Source organism: uncultured Salinisphaera sp. (assembly GCF_964012375.1).
GTDB lineage: Bacteria > Pseudomonadota > Gammaproteobacteria > Nevskiales > Salinisphaeraceae > Salinisphaera.
This window is the reverse complement of record NZ_CAXGSH010000012.1, coordinates 25,212-50,313: the sequence shown is the minus strand read 5'-3', so window position 1 is coordinate 50,313 and position 25,102 is coordinate 25,212. Positions and strand designations below refer to the sequence as shown.

General features: G+C 63.9%; 21 protein-coding genes. 4 read left to right on the top strand and 17 right to left on the bottom strand.

The window, feature by feature from the left end:
* The 17 genes from tilS to rpsB all read right to left on the bottom strand — a co-directional run.
* On the bottom strand, positions 1 to 1,152 hold a 1,152-nt coding region (gene tilS, locus ABNU97_RS03865; RefSeq protein ID WP_348765432.1), incomplete at its 3' end, for a tRNA lysidine(34) synthetase TilS.
* The gene (locus tag ABNU97_RS03860; RefSeq protein WP_348765431.1) at positions 1,149 to 2,120 is read right to left on the bottom strand and encodes an acetyl-CoA carboxylase carboxyltransferase subunit alpha; all 972 of its coding nucleotides are present in this window, start codon (positions 2,118 to 2,120) and stop codon (positions 1,149 to 1,151) included. The genes tilS and ABNU97_RS03860, both read right to left, overlap by 4 nt.
* 30 nt (positions 2,121 to 2,150) lie before the next feature.
* Positions 2,151 to 5,651, bottom strand: coding sequence for a DNA polymerase III subunit alpha (gene dnaE, locus ABNU97_RS03855; protein ID WP_348765430.1), 3,501 nt, complete (start codon positions 5,649 to 5,651; stop codon positions 2,151 to 2,153).
* Positions 5,652 to 5,949: 298 nt separating this feature from the next.
* Positions 5,950 to 6,573 carry a ribonuclease HII gene (gene rnhB, locus ABNU97_RS03850; RefSeq protein WP_348765429.1) on the bottom strand — a complete coding sequence of 208 codons (624 nt, stop codon included), beginning with the start codon at positions 6,571 to 6,573 and terminating at the stop codon, positions 5,950 to 5,952.
* Positions 6,570 to 7,730, bottom strand: coding sequence for a lipid-A-disaccharide synthase (lpxB, locus tag ABNU97_RS03845; protein WP_348765428.1), 1,161 nt, complete (start codon positions 7,728 to 7,730; stop codon positions 6,570 to 6,572). Before lpxB ends, rnhB begins: the two co-directional genes overlap by 4 nt.
* Before the next feature lie 3 nt (positions 7,731 to 7,733).
* A complete protein-coding gene (gene lpxA / locus ABNU97_RS03840) occupies positions 7,734 to 8,507 on the bottom strand; it encodes an acyl-ACP--UDP-N-acetylglucosamine O-acyltransferase (protein ID WP_348765427.1) in 774 nt (257 codons plus the stop codon).
* Positions 8,497 to 8,946 (bottom strand): 3-hydroxyacyl-ACP dehydratase FabZ, encoded by a 450-nt coding sequence (gene fabZ, locus ABNU97_RS03835; RefSeq protein WP_348765426.1) that lies wholly within the window; start codon positions 8,944 to 8,946, stop codon positions 8,497 to 8,499. The genes lpxA and fabZ overlap by 11 nt, the downstream gene beginning before the upstream one ends.
* Positions 8,943 to 9,992, bottom strand: a complete 1,050-nt coding sequence (gene lpxD, locus ABNU97_RS03830) for a UDP-3-O-(3-hydroxymyristoyl)glucosamine N-acyltransferase (protein ID WP_348765425.1) — start codon at positions 9,990 to 9,992, stop codon at positions 8,943 to 8,945. The genes fabZ and lpxD overlap by 4 nt, the downstream gene beginning before the upstream one ends.
* Positions 9,993 to 9,995: 3 nt before the next feature.
* Positions 9,996 to 10,535 (bottom strand): OmpH family outer membrane protein, encoded by a 540-nt coding sequence (locus ABNU97_RS03825; RefSeq protein WP_348765424.1) that lies wholly within the window; start codon positions 10,533 to 10,535, stop codon positions 9,996 to 9,998.
* 22 nt (positions 10,536 to 10,557) lie between these two features.
* Positions 10,558 to 12,921, bottom strand: coding sequence for an outer membrane protein assembly factor BamA (gene bamA, locus ABNU97_RS03820; RefSeq protein ID WP_348765423.1), 2,364 nt, complete (start codon positions 12,919 to 12,921; stop codon positions 10,558 to 10,560).
* A 16-nt stretch (positions 12,922 to 12,937) separates the two neighbouring features.
* A complete protein-coding gene (gene rseP / locus ABNU97_RS03815; RefSeq protein ID WP_348765422.1) occupies positions 12,938 to 14,299 on the bottom strand; it encodes an RIP metalloprotease RseP in 1,362 nt (453 codons plus the stop codon).
* 129 nt (positions 14,300 to 14,428) lie between these two features.
* The gene (locus ABNU97_RS03810) at positions 14,429 to 15,259 is read right to left on the bottom strand and encodes a phosphatidate cytidylyltransferase (protein ID WP_348765421.1); all 831 of its coding nucleotides are present in this window, start codon (positions 15,257 to 15,259) and stop codon (positions 14,429 to 14,431) included.
* Between the two features lie 5 nt (positions 15,260 to 15,264).
* Entirely contained in the window at positions 15,265 to 15,987 is a 723-nt protein-coding gene (gene uppS / locus ABNU97_RS03805) for a polyprenyl diphosphate synthase (protein ID WP_348765420.1), read from the bottom strand.
* Between the two features lie 37 nt (positions 15,988 to 16,024).
* Positions 16,025 to 16,582 (bottom strand): ribosome recycling factor, encoded by a 558-nt coding sequence (gene frr / locus ABNU97_RS03800; protein ID WP_348765419.1) that lies wholly within the window; start codon positions 16,580 to 16,582, stop codon positions 16,025 to 16,027.
* Positions 16,579 to 17,322, bottom strand: a complete 744-nt coding sequence (gene pyrH / locus ABNU97_RS03795) for a UMP kinase (RefSeq protein ID WP_348765418.1) — start codon at positions 17,320 to 17,322, stop codon at positions 16,579 to 16,581. Before pyrH ends, frr begins: the two co-directional genes overlap by 4 nt.
* Before the next feature lie 125 nt (positions 17,323 to 17,447).
* Positions 17,448 to 18,329, bottom strand: a complete 882-nt coding sequence (gene tsf / locus ABNU97_RS03790; protein ID WP_348765417.1) for a translation elongation factor Ts — start codon at positions 18,327 to 18,329, stop codon at positions 17,448 to 17,450.
* A 69-nt stretch (positions 18,330 to 18,398) separates the two neighbouring features.
* On the bottom strand, positions 18,399 to 19,313 hold the full coding sequence (rpsB, locus tag ABNU97_RS03785; protein WP_348765416.1) for a 30S ribosomal protein S2: 915 nt from the start codon (positions 19,311 to 19,313) through the stop codon (positions 18,399 to 18,401).
* Between the two features lie 257 nt (positions 19,314 to 19,570).
* On the opposite strand from rpsB, the gene map reads away from it, so the two are divergent.
* The 4 genes from map to dapD all read left to right on the top strand — a co-directional run bounded on the left by map (position 19,571) and on the right by dapD (position 25,097).
* Entirely contained in the window at positions 19,571 to 20,335 is a 765-nt protein-coding gene (map, locus tag ABNU97_RS03780; protein WP_348765415.1) for a type I methionyl aminopeptidase, read from the top strand.
* A complete protein-coding gene (glnD, locus tag ABNU97_RS03775; RefSeq protein ID WP_348765414.1) occupies positions 20,335 to 23,007 on the top strand; it encodes a [protein-PII] uridylyltransferase in 2,673 nt (890 codons plus the stop codon). Before map ends, glnD begins: the two co-directional genes overlap by 1 nt.
* Positions 23,004 to 24,209, top strand: coding sequence for a succinyldiaminopimelate transaminase (dapC, locus tag ABNU97_RS03770; protein ID WP_348765413.1), 1,206 nt, complete (start codon positions 23,004 to 23,006; stop codon positions 24,207 to 24,209). Before glnD ends, dapC begins: the two co-directional genes overlap by 4 nt.
* 66 nt (positions 24,210 to 24,275) lie before the next feature.
* Positions 24,276 to 25,097, top strand: coding sequence for a 2,3,4,5-tetrahydropyridine-2,6-dicarboxylate N-succinyltransferase (gene dapD, locus ABNU97_RS03765; protein WP_348765412.1), 822 nt, complete (start codon positions 24,276 to 24,278; stop codon positions 25,095 to 25,097).
* The last annotated feature ends 5 nt before the right edge of the window (positions 25,098 to 25,102 follow it).

The window sequence follows — 25,102 nt, the reverse complement described above, 5'->3', positions numbered from 1 at the left end:
CAGGCGCGCCTCGCGCAGTACGTCCTTGACGCGCCGATGCCCGCCCGACCGCGCCGGTACGCGCTCGCCGCCGCGCCGCAGGGCGACGGTCAGAGCCAGACCCACGCGCGGCGCCGGCGCCAGGGCAAGCGTCCCGCAGCCCGCTGGCAGCGACAGTGGCGTGCGCCCATCCCAGCGTTGCTCGAAGTCGGCGCGCACGGCCGGCAAGCGCGCCATCGCATACAGCCGGCCGTCAAAAAGCCGTACTTCGGTATCCGCGAACGCCACCACCGGACTGGCGACCAGGCGCGATGCCCCCAGTTCGATAATCTGCGCGACGTGGCGGTGGTCGGGTCGATCGTGTCCGGCCTGTACCAGCCAGCGGCGAACGACCTGCTTGGCACGCGCCGGCCCCAGCCCGTCGAGCACGTGCGTCTCAAGCGCGTCGTCTTGTGCCAGCGCCTGTTCCAGGTCGATCGCGGCCAGGGTGTCGATCGCGGCGGCGGCCTCTTGGGCATGCGCTGCACTACGGGCCAGCAACCGGTCGGCCTGTGGCCAGCGGCGTCTGAGCTGCGGCATGATCGATTCGCGCAGGAAGCTGCGTGCGATCGCGGAGTCGTGATTGCTGGGGTCGTCGATCCACTGCAGACCCTGTGCTTCGGCATAAGCCGCGATGGTGTCATGGTCGATATCGAGCCAGGGCCGCCAGTGCCGATGCTCGCCCAGGCGCGCGCTATGCGGCATGCCGGCCAGGCCTTGCGGGCCGGCACCCCGCAGCGCCTGCAGCAGGAAGGTTTCGGCCTGATCACGGGCGTGGTGTGCGGTGATCAGCGTTTCGTCGCTCTCAAGCGCCGCGCATAACGCCTCGTAGCGGGCCTCGCGTGCGGCCGCCTCGAGGCCGCGGCCGGCCGTGGCCACGTGAATATCGACACGGGTGTATGCCACGTTCCAGGCGGCCGCCCGGCGCGCACAGTCCGCGGCCCAGCGTTGTGCGTCGGGCTGCAGGTGATGGCAGACATGAATGGCACGCACGGGCAGCGCCGGCGCGGATTCGACCAGGGCATGCAACAGCGCGGTGGAATCCAGGCCGCCACTGAATGCCAGCACGAGCCCGCGCGTGCCCGCCGGCGGGCGCTCGAGCGCGGCCTGCAGGCAGGCGAAGCGCTGCTTCACCCCACGAGCTTGAAGTCGCCGAAGGCCATCCAGCGGTTGTAGCGGGCTTCCAGCAGCTCGTCGACGCCCATGCGCTTGAGCCGCGTCATGTTCGCCAGCAGGCGTTCACGCATCTGCTTCATCAGCTGCTTGGGGTCGCGATGGGCACCGCCGAGCGGCTCTTCGACCACTTCGTCGACCAGCTTGAGCCGGTGCAGATCCTCGGAGCCCACCTTCATCGCCTCGGCCGCTTCCTCGGCCCGCTCGGCCGACTTCCACAGAATCGAGGCACAGCCTTCCGGAGAAATCACCGAGTAGATGCTGTACTGGAGCATCATTAGGTGATCGCCCACGCCTACCGCCAGCGCGCCGCCGGAGCCGCCCTCGCCGACCACGGTACACAGGATCGGCACGCGTAGACGGGCCATTTCGAAAAGATTGCGGGCGATGGCCTCGGACTGATTGCGCTCTTCCGCGCCAATGCCCGGATAGGCGCCCGGCGTATCGATGAAGGTGAGCACCGGCATGTTGAAGCGCTCGGCGAGCTTCATCAGGCGCAGCGCCTTGCGATAGCCCTCCGGGCGCGGCATGCCGAAGTTGCGATAGATCTTTTCCTTGGTGTCCCGGCCTTTCTGGTGGCCGATCACCATCACCGACTGCCCGCCCAGCCGGGCCGTGCCGCCGATGATGGCCGGGTCGTCGGCATAGGCACGATCACCGTGCAGCTCGACGAAGTCCGTGAACATGCCGTCGATATAGTCCTGCATGTACGGACGCAGGGGATGACGCGCCATCTGCGCGACCTGCCAGGTCGACAGCTTGGAAAAGATCTGCTCGGTCAGGCTGCGGCGCTTGCCTTCGAGCTTGGTGATCTCTTCGCTGAGATTGACCTCGCTGCCGTCGGCGACGAAGCGCAGCTCCTCGATCTTTTCCTGTAACTCGGCAATCGGCTGTTCGAAATCGAGGTAGTCGAGGTTTTTCTGCGCCATCGTGTATTGCTGCTTCGCCCGCTGCGCGGCTTATTGGGTAATTGACTGTTCGCGACGATAACGTACTTGCACGTGATCCGCACCCACAAGCTGGCGCAGATCGCTTAGCAGTTCGTCGCATAGACGCACCCGCGTTTCCCCCAGAGTAAGCACCGCGCGGGCCTGATCGTTGCTGTAGCGCACGACCACGTCGCAGCCGGCTTCCTCGGCGCGGTGGCGGTCCACGCAGCCGACCAGCGCATCGACATCAACCTTGGGTGTGGCCCGCAGCAGCACGCGATGGGCGAAGCGCGCCTGGGCGGTATCGAAGTCCATGACCGTTTCTGCATTCAGCCGGAAGCCGTCGCTGAAATCGTCGTACTGCAGCTTGCCTTCGACGACCACCAGCTTGTCCGCCGCCAGCAGATGACCGTATTCGGCGGCTTTTTCCTCGAACAGCGGGCATTCGATACGTGCGCTGCCGTCGTCCAGGACCACGATGATGCGGCGGCCTTTTTTCATCCGGCGTACTTCCACCACCAGGCCGGCCACCACCGCGCTGCGCTTGTTGCCGCCGCGCCGCCCGCGACCGCCCTCTTCCGGGCGCGGCATCGCCGCGACCTGCTCGGCGATCTTGCCCTGGGTCATAAGCGCGAGCTCGTCTTCCCAGGCCTTGATCGGGTGACCGGTCAGATACAGACCGAGGGTATCGCGCTCGGCGCGCAGGCGTTCGTCCTCCGGCCATTCCGGGCGTTCTTCCAACGGCGGGCCGACGTTGTCGGTGGCATCTTCGGCCAGCCCGAACATGTCGTTCTGGCCGGCGCTGGCCGCGCTGCGGTCCTGCTCGGCGGCCGCCAGCGCCCGCGTAAGCCCCTGCATGAGGCTGGCCCGGTTCGGGCCCAGCTGGTCCAGCGCGCCCGCGTTGATCAGCGCTTCGAGAGCGCGACGGTTTGCCTTGGAGGTATCGATACGCCGACAGAAGTCGTAGAGGTTGGCGTATGTTCCGTTCTCACGGCGCTCCTCGATCACGGTTTCGATCGCGCCGCGGCCCAGGCCCTTGATCGCCCCCAGGCCGTAGCGGATCGCGCTGTCGTCGACCACGGAAAAATTGTATTCGGAAGAATTCACGTCCGGTGGCAGCACATCGATATTCAATCGATGGCACTCGTCGATCATGATCACGACCTTGTCGGTGTGATCCATATCCGCCGACAACACCGCCGACATGAAATCGGCCGGGTAATAGGCCTTGAGCCAGGCGGTCTGGTAAGACACAAGCGCATAGGCGGCCGAATGCGACTTGTTGAAGCCGTAGCCGGCGAACTTCTCCACCAGATCGAAGATATACGCTGCGGTGTTCTCTTCGATACCGTTCGCCACCGCGCCCTGGACGAAGCCCTCGCGCTGCTTGGCCATCTCCTCGGGCTTTTTCTTGCCCATGGCACGACGCAGCAGGTCGGCGTTGCCCAGGCTGTAGCCGGCCAGCACCTGGGCGATCTGCATCACCTGTTCCTGATACAGGATCACGCCGTAGGTGGGCTCGAGCACCTCGGCGAGACTGTCGTGCGGATACACGACCCGGGCCTTGCCGTGCTTGCGATCGATGAAGTCCTCGACCATGCCCGATTCGAGCGGGCCCGGACGATAGAGGGCGACGAGAGCGACGATATCTTCCAGCTCGTCGGGCTTGAGCTGTTTGACCAGCCGGCGCATACCGGAGGATTCGAGCTGGAACACGGCCGTGGTATCGCCGGCCTTGAGCAGTTCGTAGGGCTTCTTGTCGTCCAGCGGGATAGAACGGATATCGATCGGATCCTTGCCCGATTTCGCCAGCCGTGCGTTGGCCACCTGCACGGCCCGATCGATGATGGTGAGCGTACGCAGGCCCAGAAAGTCGAACTTCACCAGGCCGACGGCTTCGACATCGTCCTTGTCGAACTGGGTCACCCGGTTGCCGCCCCCGGCTTCGCAGTAGAGCGGCGTGAAATCGATGAGGTTGGACGGCGCGATCACCACGCCGCCCGCATGCTTGCCGGGGTTGCGCGACAGCCCCTCCAGCGCCAGCGCCAGATCGAGCAGATAGCCGACCTCTTCATCCTCGCGCGACTGGCGCAGCTCTTCCGACTCCTCGAGCGCACGCGTGAGCGTCATGTCGGGCGCGAACGGCACCTGCTTGGCGATGCGGTCGACCATGCCGTAGGGATGGCCGAGCACACGGCCGACGTCGCGCACCACCGCCTTCGCGGCCATGGTGCCGTAGGTGATGATCTGGCTGACCTTTTCCTGACCGTAGCGCTGGGCGACGTATTCGATGACCCGGTCGCGACCGTCCATGCAGAAGTCGACGTCGAAGTCGGGCATGGATACACGTTCGGGGTTGAGAAACCGCTCGAACAACAGGTCGTAAGCCAATGGATCCAGGTCGGTAATACCCAGCACATACGCCACCAGCGAGCCGGCACCCGAACCACGGCCCGGGCCCACCGGCACGCCGTTCTCGCGCGCCCAGCGGATAAAGTCGGCGACGATGAGAAAGTAGCCGGGAAAGCCCATGGTCTTGATCACGTCGAGTTCGTGATCGAGGCGGGCATCGTATTCCGGCTTGCGGCGTTCGCGCTCGTCTTCGTCCGGGTACAGCAGCTCGAGGCGTTCGGCCAGGCCCGATTCGGACTCCGCGCGCAGGAACGTGGCAGCGTCGTGCCCTTCCGGCACCGGGAACTCGGGCAGTACGTTCTCGCCCAGGGTGAGTTCGAGATTGCAGCGGCGTGCGATCTCGACGCTGTTCTCCAACGCTTCCGGCAGGTCCGCGAACAGCTCGGCCATCTGTTCCGGGGTTTTCAGATACTGCTCGGGGGTATAGTTCTTCGGCCGGCGCGGATCGGCGAGCGTGTAGCCGCCGTGGATGGCCACGCGGGCTTCGTGGGCATCGAAATCGTCGGCTTGGGGAAAGCGCACGTCGTTGGTGGCAACGATCGGAATATCGTGGCGCAGGGCCAGCCCCACCGTCTCCGAAAGCCAGGCCGCCTCGCCGCTGCGCTCGCAGCGGGTGACTTCCAGATAGTAGCGATCGCCGAATATCTGCTGCCAGGCCAGCGCGCGCGAATCGGCTATTTCCGGCTTGCCGGCCATCAGCGCCATGCCGGTATCGCCGACCATGCCGCCGGAGAGCGCGATCAGCCCCTCGGCCTTGTCGGCCACCCATTCGCGCTGGCACAACACCTGCCCACGATGCTGGCCGTGCAGATAGGCCTGGGTGAGCAGATCGCAGAGGTTGCGATAGCCGACCCGGTTCTGGGCCAGCAGCGTCAGCCGCGACGGCGTCTCCTGCGGGCCTTCGTCGATATGCAGGTCGACGCCCACGATCGGCTTGATGCCGGCGCCAAGCGCGGCCTTATAGAACTTGACCATGCCGAACAGGTTGACATTGTCGGTGATCGCCACCGCCGGCATGTTCGCCTCCCGCGTCTGCGCCAGCAGCGGCTTGATCCGCACGATGCCGTCGGACAGGGAGTATTCGGTATGGACACGCAGATGGACGAATTCAGCGGGCATAGGCTTTTCTATCGGTCGAGCGCCTCGAAGCAGGCGCCGGCATGGGCAAACGTGGCGCCGGGCAGGCACGCCCAGCAGGGGGCGCGGCCGGCGTCGCTCATCATTCTAACGAGCTATGCGGCGCGATTGTCGCAACGCTCGGGCACTAACCATTCGTCTGTGTCGACAAGGCACGCCACGCGTGCCTTCGGCGTCGTCGCGTCAACGCGACCCTGCGCTGCAGCGACCGTGTTTCTACGGCCCTGCGCGCAGCCGCGAACCGCCATACTGCGGTCGGTGGGCATCAGGGCGCTCGGCCCTAGCCGGGCTGATCGATGAAGTCGATCTGGTGCGGCTGCAGCGCCCGGGCCACGGGCGCGAAGCTGCGCCGATGTATCGGCGTCACCCCGTGGGCGTCGATGGCATCGCGATGGGCACGCGTGCCATAGCCCTTGTGCTGGCCGAAGCCGTAGCCCGGATAGCGGGCATCGAACTCGCTCATCTGCCGATCGCGGGCCACCTTGGCGATGATGGAGGCGGCGCTGATCGCCGGTACGCTGCCGTCACCGCCGACCACCGTACGCAGCGGCATGTTCAACGGCGGCGGCTGGTTGCCGTCCACCCAGGCCACAAAGGGTGTCAGCGAAAGCGCCGCCACCGCACGCTGCATGGCCAGCAGGCTCGCCTGCAGAATATTGAGACTATCGATCTCGGCCGCGGAGGCTTCGGCGATGGCATAAGCAAGGGCGCGCTGGCGAATCCGTTCATCCAGGCGTTCGCGCTCGGCCGCCCCGATCGCCTTCGAATCGGTCAGGCCGCGCAGCAGCGGCCGCGCCGGCAGAATGACCGCGGCCGCGACCACCGGCCCGGCGAGCGGGCCCCGCCCCACTTCGTCCACGCCGGCGACCAACGGACAGGCAAAGCGACGCTTTCGACGCCTCATCGGCGCGCCTCGATAAGGGCGGCGACCGCATTCGCAGCGCGCTCATCGGCGTCGCAGGCCAGCTGCTGGTGGATCGCGTCAAAGGCATCGGTCTGGGCCGCGCGTGCCGGGCCGGATTCCAGCAGCCGTTCGACCTCGGGGCCCAGTACCGAAACCCGGGCCTGCTGCTGCAGACACTCCGGCACCAGCGCACGCTGGGCGAGCAGATTGGGCATGCTCACATGCTCGGTCTTGATCAGGTTGAACACACGGGCGATCGCATAGTTCATCGCCGACAGCTTGTAGGCCACCACCATCGGCGTTTTTGCCAGCAGCGCCTCCAGCGTGGCCGTGCCCGAGGCCAGCAGCAGCACGTCGGCCGCGCGCATGACTTCCCGCGACCGCCCGTCGATGAGCCGGATATCCAGATCCGCACCCGTCTCGGCAATCTGGGCTTCGAAGAGTTCGCGCACCGCGGGTGTCGCCATCGGTGCCACAAACCGAAGTTGCGGGTGGCGCGCCTGCAGCCAGCGCGCGGTTTCGATGAACACCGGCCCAAGCCGGCTGACCTCGGAGCGACGGCTGCCGGGCAGCAGACCCAGAAGCGGCGCATCGGTGTCCAGCTCCAGGGCACGCCGGGCGCTGGTGCTGTCGGGGTGCAGGGGCAATTCGTTGGCCAGAGGATGGCCGACGAACGTCACCGGGATATCGAAACGGCGAAAGAACGCTTCTTCGAACGGAAATATCGCCAGCAAAAGGTCGACGGCCTTGCGAATGCTCTTGGTGCGCCCCTGTCGCCAGGCCCAGGCGGTCGGACAGACATAGTGGACGGTGGCGATACCGCGCTGGCGTACCCGCATTTCGAGGCCGGTATTGAACGCCGGCGCGTCGATACCGATGAACGCATCCGGCCGGGTAGCGACGACGTGCTCGAACAGGCGCCGTCGCAGACGCAGCAGCCGCGGAATCTGACCGATCACTTCGCTGATGCCGAACAGCGATAGCGCTTCGATATCTGCCAGCGTTTCGCAGCCGGCCTCGCGCATGAGCGGCCCGGTCACGCCTTCGAAGCGGGCGCCGGGGTAGCGTTGTCGCAGCGCGCGGATCAGCCCCGCGCCAAGCACGTCGCCGGACTGTTCTCCGGCCACGATGAAAAAACGGGGCTGCGCATCGACCACGTGCTAGCGAATGATGCCGCGCTCGGCCAACTCGATCGATTCCAGCATCAGGCGTACAGCCTCGCTCGACTCGGCCGGTTCACGCAGCGCTTCGCGCGCCTGCTCCAGACGCAGCTTGGAGCGGTAGATGGTGCGATAGGCGCGCTTGGCGGCAGTGACCTCTTCCTCGCTATAGCCACGACGACGCATGCCCACGGAGTTGACCCCGTGCGGTACGGCCGGCGCGCCGGCGCTGCGAACGAAGGCCGGTACGTCCTGTTGTACGCCGCTGCAATAGGCCAAAAACGCCATCGTGCCCACGCGCCGGAACTGATACACCAGCGCGAACCCGGCCAGAATACAGAAGTCGCCGATACGCACATGCCCTGCGAGGCTGGCCCCGTTCGCCATGGTGATGCCGTTGCCAAGCACGCAGTCGTGGGCGATATGGGTATAGGCCATCAGCAGGTTGTCGTCGCCGATGATGGTCTCGCTCTGGTCGATCACGGTGCCGCGATGCACGCTGCAGTATTCGCGAAAGGTGTTGCGATCGCCGATGGTCAGCCGCGTGGGCTCGCCGGCATATATACGATGCTGCGGTTCCGCGCCCAGCGATACGAACTGGAAGATCTGGTTTTCGCGGCCGATGGTGGTATGGCCGGAAATGACCACATGCGGACCGACGCGCGTGCCGGCACCAATCTTGACGTGCGGGCCGATGACGCTGAACGGGCCGATATCGACATCGTCGGCGATCTCGGCTTCGGGATGAACTTGTGCGCTGGGATCAATTGGCATCGGGCTTGCCCGGTACCGCCATCATCTGAGCACGGCAGGCGAGCTCGTCGCCAACCCAGGCTTCGGCATCGAAACGCCAGATCCGCTTCTTGGCCGAACCCACCACGAGCTTGAGCAACAGCTGATCACCCGGCACAACGCGGCGCTTGAAGCGTGCCTTGTCGATGCCTGCGAAATAGACGATGGTGCCCTCTTCCGACTCCACCGTACGCATACCCAGAATCAGCCCGGCCTGGGCCAGCGCTTCAAGGATGAGCACGCCCGGCATGACCGGCTCGCTCGGGAAATGGCCCGGAAAGAACGGCTCGTTGATGGTGACGTTCTTGATTGCGGTGATCGACTTGCCCGGCTCGCAGGCAAGCACCCGGTCTACCAGCAAAAACGGAAACCGATGCGGTAATTGCCGCATGATCGCCTTGATATCGTCTTGGTCGCTCATTCGTTATTCTCCGAGGAAGGGGCCGCGCGCTCCACCCGGCGCAGGCGCCGCTCGATCTTGTCGAGCTGTCTAAACAGGGCAAGGCGCTTGCGCCAGCCGGTAGCCGGCATGGCGCGAAAAGTCGACGAGTATACGCCGCTTCGGTCGATGTTCTTGGGGACCTGGCTGGCGGCGGTCACGATGACGCCATCCGCGATGGTGACGTGATCACCGATGCCTACGCCACCGCCGATCATGCAGTTCGAGCCGATCGTGCAGGAACCCGCGATACCGGTACAACCAGCCACGACCGTATGCGCGCCGATGCGGCAGTTGTGCGCGATATGCACCTGGTTGTCGATCTTCACGCCGCGTTCGATCACGGTGTCGTCCAACGCGCCGCGGTCGATGGTGCTGCCGGCGCCGATTTCCACGTCGTCGCCCACGCGCACGCCACCCATCTGGGGGATCGGCTCCCAGCCGGCGCCGTTATGAACGAGCCCGAACCCGCGCCCGCCGATCACGGCATTGGCTTCGATCGTGGTACGCGCGCCGATGTGAACCCGGTCGCCGATGCTGCAATTGCTGGCGATACGGGTATCCGCGCCGATATACACGTCCGCGCCGATCACCGTATTCGCGCCGATGACCGCGCCGGCCTCGATGACGCTGTTCGCGCCAATAACCACATTGGCGGCGATGCTGGCCTGCTCGTCGACGCGGGCACTTTCGGCGACCACGGCACGGGCATGAATGCCGGCCGAGGCCGGCCCACGCTCGAACAGCGCGGCGACACGCGCGAACGCCAGCCGCGGCTGTTTGGCAACCAGGGCCGGTATATCGACGGCTTCGGCCACCGCCGGCGGGCAGATAACGGCCGCGGCCGCGCTGCGGCGCACCGTTTCGATCTGGGACGGGTTTTCGGCAAAGCCTATACAGTCGGGCTTGCCCGGCTCGAGGGCGCATACGCCATGAATAGCCGTCTGTGCCGTCTCCGGCGGCACGACCAGATCGAATCGCTCGGCCAGCACCGCGAGCGTGAGCGCGGGCGACGTGTTCGTCGCCATGGCTTAACCGTCCCCGAGTTCGGCCAGGATCTCGTCGGTCACATCGACTGCATCACTGCTGTAGATCACGCCTTCGCCCAGAATCAGGTCGTAGCCGTTGTCCTCGGCATACTGGTTGATGATATCCAGTATATCGCCGCGCATCTGCTCGAATTCCTTCTGCTCCGCGTCGGAGACATCGTCGTTGTACTTGCTGCGTTCGAGCTGCAGTTCCCGCTGCCGATCGCGGATATCGCTCTGCAGCCTGTCGCGATCCTCATCGCTCATCACGCTGCCGTCCTGGGCAAGGCGGTCCATATCCTGGCGTAGCGCGTTCGCTTTCGCCTCGAGGGCATTCTTTCGCTTGGCGAACTGTGTGGCCATGCTCGACTTGGCTCGTGCCGCCTGGGGCGACTCGTTAACCACCCGCGATACGTCCACCACGCCGATACGCAGAACCTTGTTCGCGCCGTCACTGGCCGCCGGCGCCGCCTGCAGCGCCCCCGTAAACGCGAGCATGAACGTCAGGGCAAGCGCGAGCGGAATGCGTCGTATCGAATACATGTCGCTGTCGAACCCTGCCCGGCTAGAGCCCGACGCCGAAGGAGAACTGGAAGCGATCGACGTCGTCGTTGTCCGGATCGTCCACGTAGGCCGCATAGCTCACGCGCAGCAGGCCGAAGAACGGCGTGAACCAGTAGAAAGCCACGCCCGCGGACTTGCGCAGGTCCGAGGCTTCGAATGCGCTCGCGTCCTCGTAGACGTTACCGATGTCGTAGAAGGCGGTCAGGCGCGTGGACTTGTTGTCGGACTCGAGGAACGTCGGAATCACGAGTTCGCTTTGCAGCGTGGTCAGAAACTGGCCGCCGAACGGATTGTCTAGCGAATCCCGCGGGCCGAGACCACCGTTCGAGTAGCCGCGCACCGACCGGGCACCGCCCGCGAAGAAGTTATCGTAGGGCGGCACATCCTCGCCGTCGCCCCAGACATCGGTCTGGGCAACACGACCATCCACGGAAAGCACCATCTTGTCCGACAGCCCGGGAACCCAGGCGCCGACGCGGAAGTAGCGCTCATGCTCGAGGCTCGTATCGTAATACTCGAGGTCCGAGCCCGGGCCCTTGATGTTGAACTGGAACTCGGTGTTGCTGCCGCGGGTGGCGAAGAAAGTGCGATTACGCGTATCCCGCGACCAGCCGGTCTGCAGTTCGTAGGTGGTGGCTTCCTTGCCGTTTTCGTCGATGAACTCGGCCAGCTCGTCGGAAAGACGCTGTTCGCCGTTGCGGTTGACGGCCGAGTTGATTTCGTTGCGCTCGACGCCGAGACCGGCCCGCAGCTGCGAGTATTCGGTGATCGGCAAACCAAAGGTTACCGCGCCGCCGACCGAGTTCAGGTCGAAGCCGGAGCCGATACGGATCAGCTGGTCGGTATTGCGGTAGAACGCCGAGATGGTACGCGATACGCCCTCGTCGGTGAAATACGGGTCGGTCCAGCTCGCGCCCACGCTCTTGGCGTAGTCGTTGGTTTCCGCACGCAGGCTCAGACGGTTGCCGGTGCCACGAAAGTTGCTGTGCGAGACGCTGCCGTTGATGAGAAAGCCCTGGGCATCGGAGAAGCCCACACCGAATTGCAGCGTGCCTGCGGCGCGTTCGGTCACGTCGTAATCGACATCGACCAGATCTTCGCTGCCGGCGACCTTTTCTGTGTTGACCTGCACGTCCTGCACGTAAGGCAGCCGCGCCAGGCGGGTGCGCGAACGCTCCACGCCACGACGCGAGAACGGCGCGCCTTCGAACTGGCGCATTTCCCGACGCAGGGTTTCGTCGTTGGTCTTGTCGTTGCCGTTGAAGGTGATCTGACGGACATAGGCACGCTTGCCCGGGTCGATGAAGAAGGTCAGGTCGACCGTCTTGTCTTCATCGTTGATCCGGGTGAGCGGGTCGACGTCGGCGAAGGCATAGCCGAAATCCGCCAGGCCGGAGCTGATGCTGTTGGCCGAGGCGTCGACATCGCCGCGCGAGAACGTCTGGCCCGGCTCGACCGTGACCAACCGCTGCAGGCTGGTCTGCGGCACGATCATGTCACCGGCGAATTCGTAGTCGTTGATGGTGTATTGATCGCCCTCGTCCACGTTGATGGTGAGGAAGATGTTGCGGTTATCCGGCGACAGCGACACCTGGATCGACGACACGTTGAAACGCACGTAGCCGCGGTTCTGATAGAAGGAGTTCAGCGACTCCAGGTCACCGAGCAGCTTCTCGCGCGAATAGCGGTCCCGGCTGCGCCAGAACGTCAACGGATGGGTATAGGCCGGCGAACTGGCCTTTAGCTCGAACACGTCGCGCAGCTCATCGTCGCTGAAGTGTTCGTTGCCGATGATGTTGATGTCCTTGATCGAGGCGACCTCGCCTTCGGTCACGTCGATATCGACGGCTACGCGATTGTTGTCGAGCTCCTTGACCTCGGTATCGATCGCCACGCTGTAATAGCCGTTGGCGTAGTACTGGCGGCGCAGCTCCTGTTCGAGCTGGTCGACGAGCGAGCGCTTGTAAAGCTCGCCCTTCGCCAGTCCCTGCTGTGCAAGCGCATCCTTGAGCTGCTCGCCGCCGATGTTCTTGTTGCCCTCGATTGAAAAGCTCGCGATCTCGGGGCGCTCGGTGACGTCAACAACGAGGGTGTTGCCTTCACGCTGAAGCGCGACGTTCTCGAACAGTCCGGTGTCGTATAGCGCACGAATCGACTGCTGGGCACGGGCCTCGCTCAGACGATCGCCCACCGACAGGGGCAGATAGGTCAGAACGGTGCCGGGCTCGAGGCGTTGTACGCCGACCACGCGCACGTCGTCCACGCGGAAGTCGTAACCCGAATCCGACGATTGAGTCTGCGCCCAGGCGCTTGCAGCAAAAAGACACAGGAGCACGGCAAGCGCGCGCGACACACATACAGGCATATTTCAAGAACCTTACTTACCCGAGCAAGCGCAGGATATCGTTGTAGAAAGCCAGGGTCATCAGCATCAGGAGAGCGACCATGCCGACCTGCTGACCTGCGACCTGTACCGCCTCCGAAAGAGGTCGGCCCCTGATCCATTCGATCGAATAATACAGAAGATGCCCCCCGTCTAACACCGGAATCGGCAACAGGTTGAGCACCGCTAGACTGACGCTAACCAGGGCAAGAAAGCCAACAAACGCTTCCAGACCGATACTCGCGGTCTGTCCCGCATAGTTGGCAATCTGGATTGGACCGCTGACGTTACGCAGCGAAACCTCGCCCGTCACCATCCGCGCCATAAGGCGTACGGTCAGCGCCGAGACTTCCCATGTCTTCGCGGCCGCCGCCGGAACCGCTGCCAGCGGACCGAGCTGGCGCGTGGTGCGCATGCTCTGCCAGGCTGCCGCATCCACGCCGATCTGCGCGCCCAGGCGCCCCTCTGCGACGCCGTCGGCATTTTCGACCGAGGCAAGCGTGACCGGGATATCGAGTGTTTCTCCGTCGCGCACCACGGTGAGCCGAACGCGCTCGCCCGGGCTTGCCTGGATTCGCTCGACCAGCGCCTGCGGCGTGTCCATGGCGTCGCCGTCGACGGCCTGGATCTGATCGCCTCTTTGCAGGCCGGCACGACTGGCCGCGCTATCGGCCACCACATCCGCGATCAGCGGCGTTGCGGGCGGCTGGTACGGCATCAGCCCGAGCCGGTCGAACAGTTTCTCCGGGTCGGCAGGAACGTTGCTCAAATCCAGCCCGACGCGGCGTACCGAGCCTTCGTCGTTACGTACCTGCAAATCCACCGCATCGCCATCGAGGCCGCGCTCGATCAGGCCGAGCCGCAGATCTTCCCAGTTTTCGATGCGGCGATCGTCGATGGCCACGATTTCGTCGCCCGCGCGCAGCCCGGCCTGGGCGGCAAGGCTGTCCGCAGGCGCGGCGCCGATCATCGGTTTGATGCCAGCCACACCGATCATGAACACCAGCCAGTAGGCTGCGATCGCAAACAGGAAATTGACCCCCGGACCCGCGGCCACGATCGCGATGCGGCGTGCCGGATGCTGGCGGTTGAAGGCATAGGGCTTGTCGGCCTCGGCAACGGGGCCCTCGCGCTCGTCGAGCATCTTGACGTAGCCGCCAAGCGGGATCGCGGACAGCCAGTATTCGATGCCGCTGCGTCGGCCGGTAAAGCCCCAGACGCGGTTGCCGAAACCGATCGAATAGCGCAGCACCTTCACGCCCATACGGCGCGCGACCCAGAAATGGCCGTATTCGTGCACGGCCACGAGCAGACCGATGGCCACGATGAACGCCGGAACCGACATCAGCCAGTCAGACATGTAATTCGTTTCTCCCGAGCGTCGGCGCATACCGCCGGCGTGGATTGGATCACCGGATCGGGCGCAAGGCGCCGATCCGCGGATGCGCTGCCAGTTTACCTGGGTCGCCGCTCAATACGGCGAACGCGCCTAGATGCTGCTGGGAAGCCAGTGCAGCCCTGCCACGAACCAGGGCGCGGCCGCCAGCACGCTATCGAGCCGGTCAAGCACTCCGCCATGCCCGGGAAAGAGCGTGCCGCTGTCCTTGATGCCGGCATGACGCTTGAACATGCTGATGGTCAGATCCCCCACGATCGAGATCACCGCGACCCAGGCTCCGAGCACAACGAACCCCACCAGCCGGGCTTCGCCGAAGCCGAGCACCCAGGCACCCAGGCCTGCAAAAACCATCGCCGCGATCACGCCGCCGACGGCGCCCTCCCGTGTTTTGCCCGGGCTGACGGCGGGCGCCAGCTTGTGCCGCCCGAGCGTACGCCCGGCGATATAAGCGCCGGTATCCGCGGCCCAGACAAGAAAGAAGAAGGCGAGCAGCAGCAGCGCGCCCTGATCGCTCTGGTGCAGATAGGTCACCGCTGCCACGGCCGCCACCAGGGTCAGCAGACCGGTCGCGACGCCGATATCGGTACGCCCCATCACCCGTGCCCAGCCGTTGGGATAACGCACGATCCAACCGATCGCGATCAGCCACCAGAGACAGGCCGCACCAATCAGAAGGTTGTCGGCGCCCACCACCCAGAGCTGGCTGCGTACCAGCGCGAACACGAAAATCAGCAGCGCCGTGGCGAGCACGAGCAGCACATGCCCGCTATCGCCCATACGCAACAGGCCCGCCCATTCCCAGGCACCGAGCAACATGAGCACCGCGAACAACAAGGTAATGGCGAACGTGGGCAGATACAGCATGCCCAGTACCGCCAGCGGTACGAGGACCAGCGCTGTTGCGATGCGGGTGGCTAGCATGCGCCTCAGACGCCCGTGGCCGCGGCCTGCGGCAGTCGACCGAAGCGGCGCTGACGCTGACCAAACCATTCGATGGCGCAGGCCAGACTGTTACCGTCGAAATCCGGCCACAGCTCGTCGGAGAAATACAGCTCGCTATAGGCAAGATCCCAGAGCAGAAAGTTACTGATCCGGCGCTCGCCGCCGGTGCGAATGAACAGATCCGGCGGCGCGTGCTCGGCCAGTGCCATGCGCGCGCCGAGGCTGTGCTCATCGATGTCGTCGGGCCCGAGGCGGCCCTCGCAGCAATCGCGGGCCAGTTGCCGCGCAGCCTGCACCAGATCCCAACGCCCGCCGTAGTCGATCGCGATAATCAGGTTCAGGCCATTATTGTCGCGGGTACGCTGTTCGGCCTGCGCCATTTCCTGCTGTAGCGCCTGCGAGAAATGCTCGCGCTCGCCGATGAAACTCAGGCGAACACCCGAGTCGTGCATGGAATCGATCTCACGCCGGATGGTGCGCCGGAACAAATCGAGGAGCACGCGCACCTCGGTTTTGGGACGCTGCCAGTTCTCACTGGAAAACGCGAACAAAGTCAGAGTCTTGACCGACTGTTCTCGCGCGCTTTCTACGATCGCGCGAACGGCCTGCGCGCCCGAGCGATGACCCGCCGCGCGCGGCAGCCCCCGCCGGTTCGCCCAGCGGCCGTTGCCGTCCATGATGATTGCGACGTGGTCGGGCACAGTCATATTCGCACCTGGCGCTCGAGTCAGATCGACGGTTTGTTCAAACCGTCATGATCTCCTTTTCCTTGTCCTCGAGCAGACTGTCGATCCGGTCGATATGCTGGTCGGTCAGCTTCTGGATCCGCGCTTCGCCGCCATGCTGGTCGTCGGCGCTGATTTCCTTTTCGTTCACCAGCTCCTTGAGCGTGGAGTTGGCGTCGCGACGGATATTGCGAATCGCCACGCGGCCGTCCTCGGCCTCGGCACGAATGACCTTGACCAGATCCTTGCGGCGGTCCTCGGTCAGCGGCGGCAGCACCACCCGAATGACCTGGCCTGCCGTCGACGGATTCAAGCCGAGATCGGCTTTCATGATCGCCTTTTCGACCGGCTGAACCATGCTCTTTTCCCACGGCTGGATGGTGATCGTACGCGCATCCTCCAGCGAAATATTCGCGGCCTGGTTGAGCGGAACCTCGGAACCGTAATAGTCGACCGTCACATGATCGAGCAGGGTCGTGCTCGCCCGCCCGGTGCGGATCTTGCCGAAGTTCTCGCGCATGACGTTGATCGTCTTGTCCATGCGCTGCTGTGCGTCACTGTATATCTCGTCAATCATCCGTTGCTTCTCGTCGTGTCGTTGTCGACCAGCGTGCCCACGTCATCGCCCGCGACGATGCGTGCCAGATCGCCGGCCCGGTTGATATCGAACACCCGTAGCGGCATGCCGTTGTCGCGGCAGAGCACGATCGCTGTGGTATCCATCACGCTCAGGCGCTGATCGATCACCTCGTCGTAGGTGAGATGCGTGTACCGTTTCGCGCTGCTGTCGCGCATCGGATCGGCGCTGTAAATACCGTCGACCTTGGTCGCCTTGAGCATGAGATCGGCGTTTATTTCCACCGCGCGCAGACTGGCTGCGGAATCGGTGGTGAAAAACGGGTTGCCGGTACCGGCCGCGAAGATAACCACGCGCCCCTTTTCCAGATGGCGAATCGCGCGACGACGGATATAGTCCTCACAGACCTGATTGATCCGGATCGCCGACATCACCCGTGCGGTCATGCCGGCATGCTCGATTGCATCCTGCAGACCCAGGGCGTTGATGACGGTCGCCAGCATGCCCATCTGATCGCCGGTAACCCGATCCATGCCGCGTCCAGCGAGCCCGACGCCGCGAAAGATGTTGCCACCGCCCACCACAAGCGCGACTTGAACGCCCGACTCGATCAACGCCTTGATTTCGGCGGCAAGTCGTTCGACCACCTCGGCGGAAATACCGTAATCGGCTTGCCCCATGAGGGCCTCACCGCTGAGTTTCAGCAGAATGCGTTTGGTGGTCGGCTTGTTCTTGCTCATCGAGTGGCGCTGCAGTACGACAACATGAAGCGGCTCCTGGCCGGCAACGATAACTTACCGCCCGATCGTGCGATACGGGCAGGTCAAAAAAAAGCCGGCTGCCTGGGCAGCCGGCCGATTTGCCCTCAGGCTGTTTTTTCGGCTTGCGCCTTGACCTCGGCAGCGAAGTCTTCCTGTTTCTTCTCGATGCCTTCGCCGACTTCCAGACGGGCGTAGTCGGTGACGGTCGCATTCTGCTGCTTGCACAGCTTTTCGACCGTGGTATCGGGGTCTTTCACGAACGGCTGACCCATGAGCGTGATTTCGCCCAGATACTTGCGCAGGCGCCCTTCCACCATCTTCTCGATGATGTCTTCGGGCTTGCCGCTATCGCGGGCCTGGGCCATCAGCAGTTCTTTCTCTGCGTCGCGACGTTCCTGCGGCACATCGTCGGCCGACAGGTGAGCCGGCGCCGTGGCCGCCACATGCATGGCCAGATCGCGGGCCAGTTCGCTTTCGCCGCCGACCACTGCGACGGCGCTGCCAATACGCGCGCCGTGCATGTAGACGTCGAGCTTGCCTTCACCGGCTTCGATGCGACGGAAGCGGCGAATGGTGATGTTTTCGCCCAGCTTGGCCACCAGCGCACGGCGCTTGGCGTCGAGGCTTTCGCCGTCGACCTCAATCGCGGCCAGCGCTTCGGCGTCGGCCGGGGCGTTGTCGAGCGCCGCGCGGGCGGCCAGTTCGGCGAAATTCACGAAATCGTCGTTCTTGCCGACGAAATCGGTTTCGCAGTTGGCTTCCAGCAGGATCGCAACCGTATTGTCATCGGACACGGCCGTTGCGATACGGCCTTCGGCGGCGACGCGGCCGGCCTTCTTGTCGGCCTTGGCCAGGCCTTCACGCCGCATGTTGTCGGCTGCGGCATCGATATCGCCATCGGTGGCGGTGAGCGCTTTCTTGCACTCCATCATGCCGGCACCGGTGCGTTCACGTAGCTCTTTAACCAGAGCAGCACTAATTGCCATGATTCGTTCTCCGCAAAGTTTGGATAGCGGCCGGGCCGGCGCGTCGATCACGCACCGGCCCGGACGAGATTACTTGTCGGCCTGCTTCGGGTCGGCCTGTTCGGGATTTTCCGACGGCACCGAGGCAACGTCGCCCAGCGAGGCGGTGGCGGTCGGCTCGGCTTCACCCTGAGACTCCTGGATGACGGAGTTCTGGGTCGCTTCGCTCGCAGCCTGGGCCGCAGCGGGCTTGCCCGGCTCGTGCTCGGCGCCCTGCGCCTGAACGTCCACCGTGCCATCGTCCTGACCGGTGAAGTCGCCCTTGCTGCCGCGTCCCGTGAGAACGGCGTCGGCCACCATCTCGGTGTAGATACGAATCGCGCGGATGGCGTCGTCATTACCCGGGATCACCACATCGATGTTTTCCGGCGAGCAGTTGGTATCCACCACCGCAATGACCGGAATACCCAGCTTGCGCGCTTCGTCGACGGCAATCTTTTCGAAGCCGACGTCGATGATGAACAGCGCATCGGGCAGGCTGGTCATTTCCTTGATGCCGCCGATGCCGCGTTCGAGCTTGTCGCGCTCACGATAGAGATCGAGCGCTTCGCGCTTGTTGAGCTTGCGAATCGAACCGTCTTCGATCATCTGCTCCAGATCGTGCAGACGCTGGATCGAGTTCTTGACCGTCTTGAAGTTGGTGAGCATGCCGCCGAGCCAACGATGGTTGACGAACGGCATGCCGCAGCGCTGCGCCTGCTTGCCCACGGCTTCGCGCGCGGCGCGCTTGGTGCCCACGAACATCACGTTGCCGCCATTGGCCGACAGACGACTGATGTAGTTGTAGGCATCCTTGAAGAGCGGCAGAGTCTCTTCGAGGTTGATGATATGAATTTTGTTGCGCTGGCCAAAGATGTAGGGGGCCATCTTGGGGTTCCAGTAGCGGGTACGGTGGCCGAAATGGACACCCGCCTCGAGCAACTGGCGCATGCTGATCTGACTCATGGATTGTCTCCGGGTTGTGGCTTACGCGCATCCCATGAAACAACCGGCCTGCGATTGCAGACAGGCACCCCGTTTCATGTGCCGACACGCGTGCGGATTTTCGATATCGAATACGGTCGCAATCGACCGATTTTTAGCGCGTTCTGGGCCTCTGATTGCCGCGAACGCGAGCGGTTTATACCATAGCGACCGTTTCCAGGCTAGCGCCGGTCACGATTCGACCGGCATTTCACGACGACTTTCAAGGATCGAAACGCATGAGCGTGACCATCAAGACCCCCGAAGAACAGGACAAGATGCGCGAAGCCGGCCGCCTGGCCGCGCAGGTTCTGGACATGATCACGCCGCACGTACAGCCCGGGGTGACCACGGACGAACTCAATACGCTCTGTCACGACTACATGGTGAACGAGCTGGGCACCACGCCCGCCCCGCTGAATTACCACGGCTTCCCCAAATCCATCTGTACGTCGATCAACCACGTGGTCTGCCACGGTATACCGGGCGACAAGGCGCTCAAGAAAGGCGACGCGATGAATATCGACGTCACCCTGATCAAGGACGGCTACCACGGCGACAGCTCGCGCATGTATTTCGCCGGCGAGCCCTCCATCAAGGCCCGGCGCCTGTCGGATATTGCCGAAGCCGCGCTCTACAAGGGCATCGATGCAGTACGCCCCGGCGCGACGCTGGGCGATATCGGCGCCACGATTCAGACCTATGTGGAGTCACAGCGTGCGTCGGTGGTACGTGAATACTGCGGGCACGGTATCGGCCTGGGCTTTCATGAAGAGCCGCAGGTGCTGCATTACGGCAAGCCCGGTCAGGGGCTGTGCCTGGAAGCGGGCATGACCTTTACCATCGAACCCATGGTCAACGCCGGCAAACGCCACGTGAAAGTACTGCCCGACGGCTGGACCGTGGTCACCAAAGACCACTCACTCTCGGCTCAGTGGGAACACACGATTCTGGTCACCGAAGACGGCGCTGAAATCCTTACCCCCAGCCAGCTGGGCGCCTGATGGGACAGTCCGTTGATGCCCGTCGCCGCGCACACCCCGATCTCGGCGACTGGGAGGCGTTCATCGCCCGGGCGGCCAATGCCGAGGGCGCATCGATCGCGCAGGCGCGCGAGTATCTGGATGACGGGCGCCAACGCATCGAACAGGCGTTTCGTGCCGGCGCTCACGTGGATGTACTGGTCGATGCACGCAGCACCCTCGTCGATGCCGTGCTGGGCAGCGCATGGCGCGCCCTGGCCGATTCGTCCAGCGCCTGCCTGGTCGCGGTCGGCGGCTACGGCCGAGCCGAACTGTTGCCGCATTCGGATATCGACGTACTGATTCTATATCGCCAAGGCACGCTCGACGCCGTGGGCCCGGCGCTTGAGCGGTTTCTGACCCATCTCTGGGACATCGGCCTGGAAGTCGGCCATAGCGTGCGTTCGCCGGCCGAGTGCGCCGAACAGGCCGAGGCCGATATCACCATCATGACCAACCTCATGGAGTCGCGCGCGCTCGCCGGTGATACGGCACTCTTCGCGGCCATGCGCGCGGCAACCTCGGTGGAACATATCTGGCCGTCCGCCGAATTCTTCAAGGCCAAGATCGAGGAACAGCAGGCCCGTCACGCACGCTACGACGAAACCGCCTACAAGCTGGAACCGAACACCAAGGAGTCGCCAGGCGGCCTGCGCGATATCCAGACCATCGCCTGGGTGGCCAAGCGCCAGTTTGCTGCCCAGACCCTGGACGGCCTCGTCGACTATGGCTTTCTCAGCGAACGCGAGTTCACCGAACTCAAGCGCGGCCAGGCGTTTCTTTGGCGGGTTCGCTTTGCGCTGCACACCCTGACCGATCGTCCCGAAGACCGGCTGCTGTTCGACCATCAGATCCAGATCGCCAAACTGCTCGGCTACACAGACGAGGAAAACAACCTCGCGGTCGAGCAGTTCATGCAGAAATATTACCGCAATATCAAGGCTTTGACTGCCTTAAATGATATTTTGCTTCAGCTTTTCTCCGAGGCGATTCTGCATTTCGGCGACGACGAACGGCCGCGCTCGATCAACGAACGCTTCCAGTCGCGACACGGCTTCATCGAAGTTACCGCCGATGACGTGTTCGTCAAACATCCCAGCGCGCTGCTCGAGATCTTCTATCTCATGCAGACCCGGCCGCGGCTGACGGGCATACGTGCCCATACCCTGCGACTGATGCGACGCGACCGCCACCTGATCGATAAAAGCTTTCGTAATTCAATCCACTGTCGCCGTCTTTTCACGGAAATACTGCGCCAGCGCAGCGGCGTGACCCGGGCCCTGCGCCGCATGAACCGCTACGGCATCCTGGGCCGCTACCTGCCGAATTTCGGCAAGATCATCGGGCGGATGCAGTACGACCTCTTCCATACGCTCACCGTCGACGAACACACCCTTTTCGTAATCCGCAATCTGCGCCGCCTAGTGCTGCCGCGCTTTCAGCACGAGCTGCCGTTTGCCAGCGAGCTGATGCAGTCGCTCAACAAGCCGCAGATTCTTTATATCGCCGGCTTGATGCACGATATCGCCAAGGGCCGTGGCGGCGATCATTCCGAACTCGGCGCCGGGGACGCTCGCAAATTCTGTGCGGACCACGGCATCTCCTCGGACGATACCGAACTCGTCTGCTGGCTCGTGCGCCAGCATCTGCTCATGTCGATGACCGCTCAGCGTCGTGATATCAACGATGTACAGGTGGTCAATGAGTTCGCACGTGAAGTGGGCAGCCGCGAACGCCTGGACCGGCTTTTCCTGTTGACGGTCTGCGATATCCGCGCCACCAACCCGAATCTGTGGAACTCGTGGAAGGAAAGCCTGCTGCTGGACCTGTATACGAACACGCGGCGCGCGCTCGAGCGCGGCCTCGACGATCCGCTCAGCGAAGCGGAACTGGTCGCCGAAACCCGTAGCGCGGCTGCCGCCATGCTCACGCGATCACGGGTTAATACGCCTAAATTCAAGGCGGTATGGTCACGTTTTGATCCGGAATATTTCCTGCGTCACAGCCCGGAAGAAATTGCCCGCCAGACCCGCGCCATCGTGACCCACGACGGCGACGGCCCGCTGGTGTCGGTAGCCGAAATCTCCGACCAGGGCAGCACGCTGTTCGTGTATACCCGCGATCGCAACTATCTGTTCGGCGTGGCGACCGGCGTACTCGCACAGCTCGGGCTGTCGATTCTCGATGCCCGAATCAACACCACCAGCGACGATTACACGCTCGACACCTACGTAATCTGTGAAAGCGATGGCCAACCCATCAAGGAAGCCTATCGGCGCCAGGAAATCGAGGAGACGCTACGCGCGGCCATCGCCAACCCGGAGGTCGAAAGCATCGAGGTCACAAGACGCGCCTCGCGACGCAGCCGTTATTTCAACGTCCCGACCCAGATCTATTTCAGCGAAACCCCCGAGCGGGCCTGTACGATCATGGAGGTCGTCACCGCCGACCGTCCGGGCCTGCTCTCGGTGATCGGCGATATGTTCTACCAGAACGGCATCCTGCTGGAGACCGCCAAGATCGCGACCATCGGCGAACGCGCCGAAGACGTGTTCTTCATTACCGATCGCGACCATGCTCCGATTCGCGATCGCGCCACCCGTGCACGCCTGCGCGAAACCCTGACCAACGAACTCGACAAGAACGGCCCATGAACCCTCGCCTAGACGTCCTGCAGCCGTACCCCTTCGAACGACTGGCCGCGCTGTTACGTGACACGCCTGCCAACAGTGCTCGCGCACCCATTTCGCTAGCGATCGGCGAGCCCCAGCACCCGCCCGCCGAGGTGGCACGGGCTGCGCTGATCGAAGCAATGGACGGTATCGCCCACTACCCGCCCACGAAAGGCAGCGACACGTTACGTGCCGCGATCGGCGACTGGTTGTCGTGGCGCTTTAACGTTGATCGACAAGTAATTGACGATACGAGACATATTCTGCCCGCGGCGGGCACTCGAGAGGCGCTGTTCTCGTTCGCGCAGGCGGTCGTGGACCCGACCCGACCCGGCGCAGCAGTCGCCATGCCCAACCCTGGCTATCAGATCTACGAAGGCGCGGCTCTGCTCGCAGGCGCCGAACCCCTGTACCTGCCCTGCCTGCCGGACACCGGTTTTCTTGCCGACCTCGATGCACTCAGCCCGGCCGACTGGGATCGCGTTCAGCTGCTGTATCTGTGTTCGCCGGGCAACCCCACGGGCGCCGTGGCCGACCGCGCCTATTTCGAACGTGCCCTGGAATTGGCGGACAAGCACGACTTCATCATCGCCTCGGACGAGTGCTACAGCGAAATCTATGCGCACGAGGACGCCCCGCCGCCCGGCCTGCTGGACATCGCCTATGCGCAGGGACGCGAGGATTTCTCTCGCTGCGTGGTTTTTCACAGTCTGTCCAAGCGCTCCAATCTGCCGGGCCTGCGTTCCGGCTTTGTGGCCGGTGACGGCTCGGTGTTGGCGGACTATCTGCGTTATCGCACCTATCACGGCGCCACGCTCGGCCAGCACGTACAGGCGGCCAGCATTGCGGCCTGGCGCGACGAAACCCATGTTCGCGCCAACCGCGACCTTTATCGGGAAAAATACGCGGCGGTCATGCCGCTGCTCGAGCCGCTATGTGACGTGGTGCGGCCAGCGGGTTCGTTCTACCTGTGGCCGGCTTTCCGCGCCAGCGATGAGGATCTGACCCGCGCTGCCCTGCGCGAAGAAAACCTGCGCGTGGTGCCCGGACGCTATCTCGCGCGCGCGGCCGGCGGCGCCAACCCGGGCGTGGGCCGGCTGCGGCTGTCGCTGGTCGCTTCGACCGAAGACTGCGTCGAGGCCGCCACCCGGCTGGCGCGGGTGTGCGAAGCGTTGCCCCGCTGAGTTAAACTCTCGCGCCCCACACCCATTCAAACCGCGCGCTCGCCGACCGCGCAGCAAGGAGCCGCCATGGCCGATACGCAGCAGATCATCGAAGACGCTTTCGAAAACCGAGCCAATATTTCGCCCGAGAACGCCGACGATGCCGTGCGCGACGCGGTACAGAGCGCACTGGACCTGCTCGACTCCGGCGCCGCGCGCGTGGCCGAGCCCAGCGCCGATGGCTGGGTGGTCAACGAATGGCTCAAGAAAGCGGTACTGCTGTCGTTTCGTCTGCGCGATAACGCGCCCATCGACGGCGCCCACACGCGCTACTTCGACAAGGTGCCGTCGAAGTATGCCCATTACGACGCCGACGACTTCCAGAAACAGGGCGCGCGTATCGTGCCGCCGGCCATGGTTCGTCGCGGCGCCCATATCGCCGCCGGCGCGGTGATCATGCCCAGCTATGTGAATATCGGGGCCTATGTCGGCAGCGGCGCCATGATCGATACCTGGGCCACGGTCGGCTCCTGTGCTCAGGTCGGCGAGAACGTGCACCTGTCCGGCGGTGCGGGCCTGGGTGGCGTACTCGAGCCGCTTCAGGCTGCGCCCACCATCATCGAAGACAACTGCTTCATCGGCGCCCGCTCGGAGATCGTCGAAGGCGTACGCGTCGGCAAGGGCTCAGTGATCTCGATGGGCGTATTTATCGGCGCCTCGACCCCGATCTACGACCGCGAAGCCGACCAGATCCTGCATGGCGAGGTCCCCGCCGGTTCGGTGGTGGTCGCCGGCAGCCTGCCGCGCGACAACGGCCGTTACAGCATCAACGCCGCCATCATCGTCAAGAAAGTCGACGAAGGTACGCGTGCGAAGGTCGGCATCAACGAGCTGCTGCGCGGCGCCTGAGCACG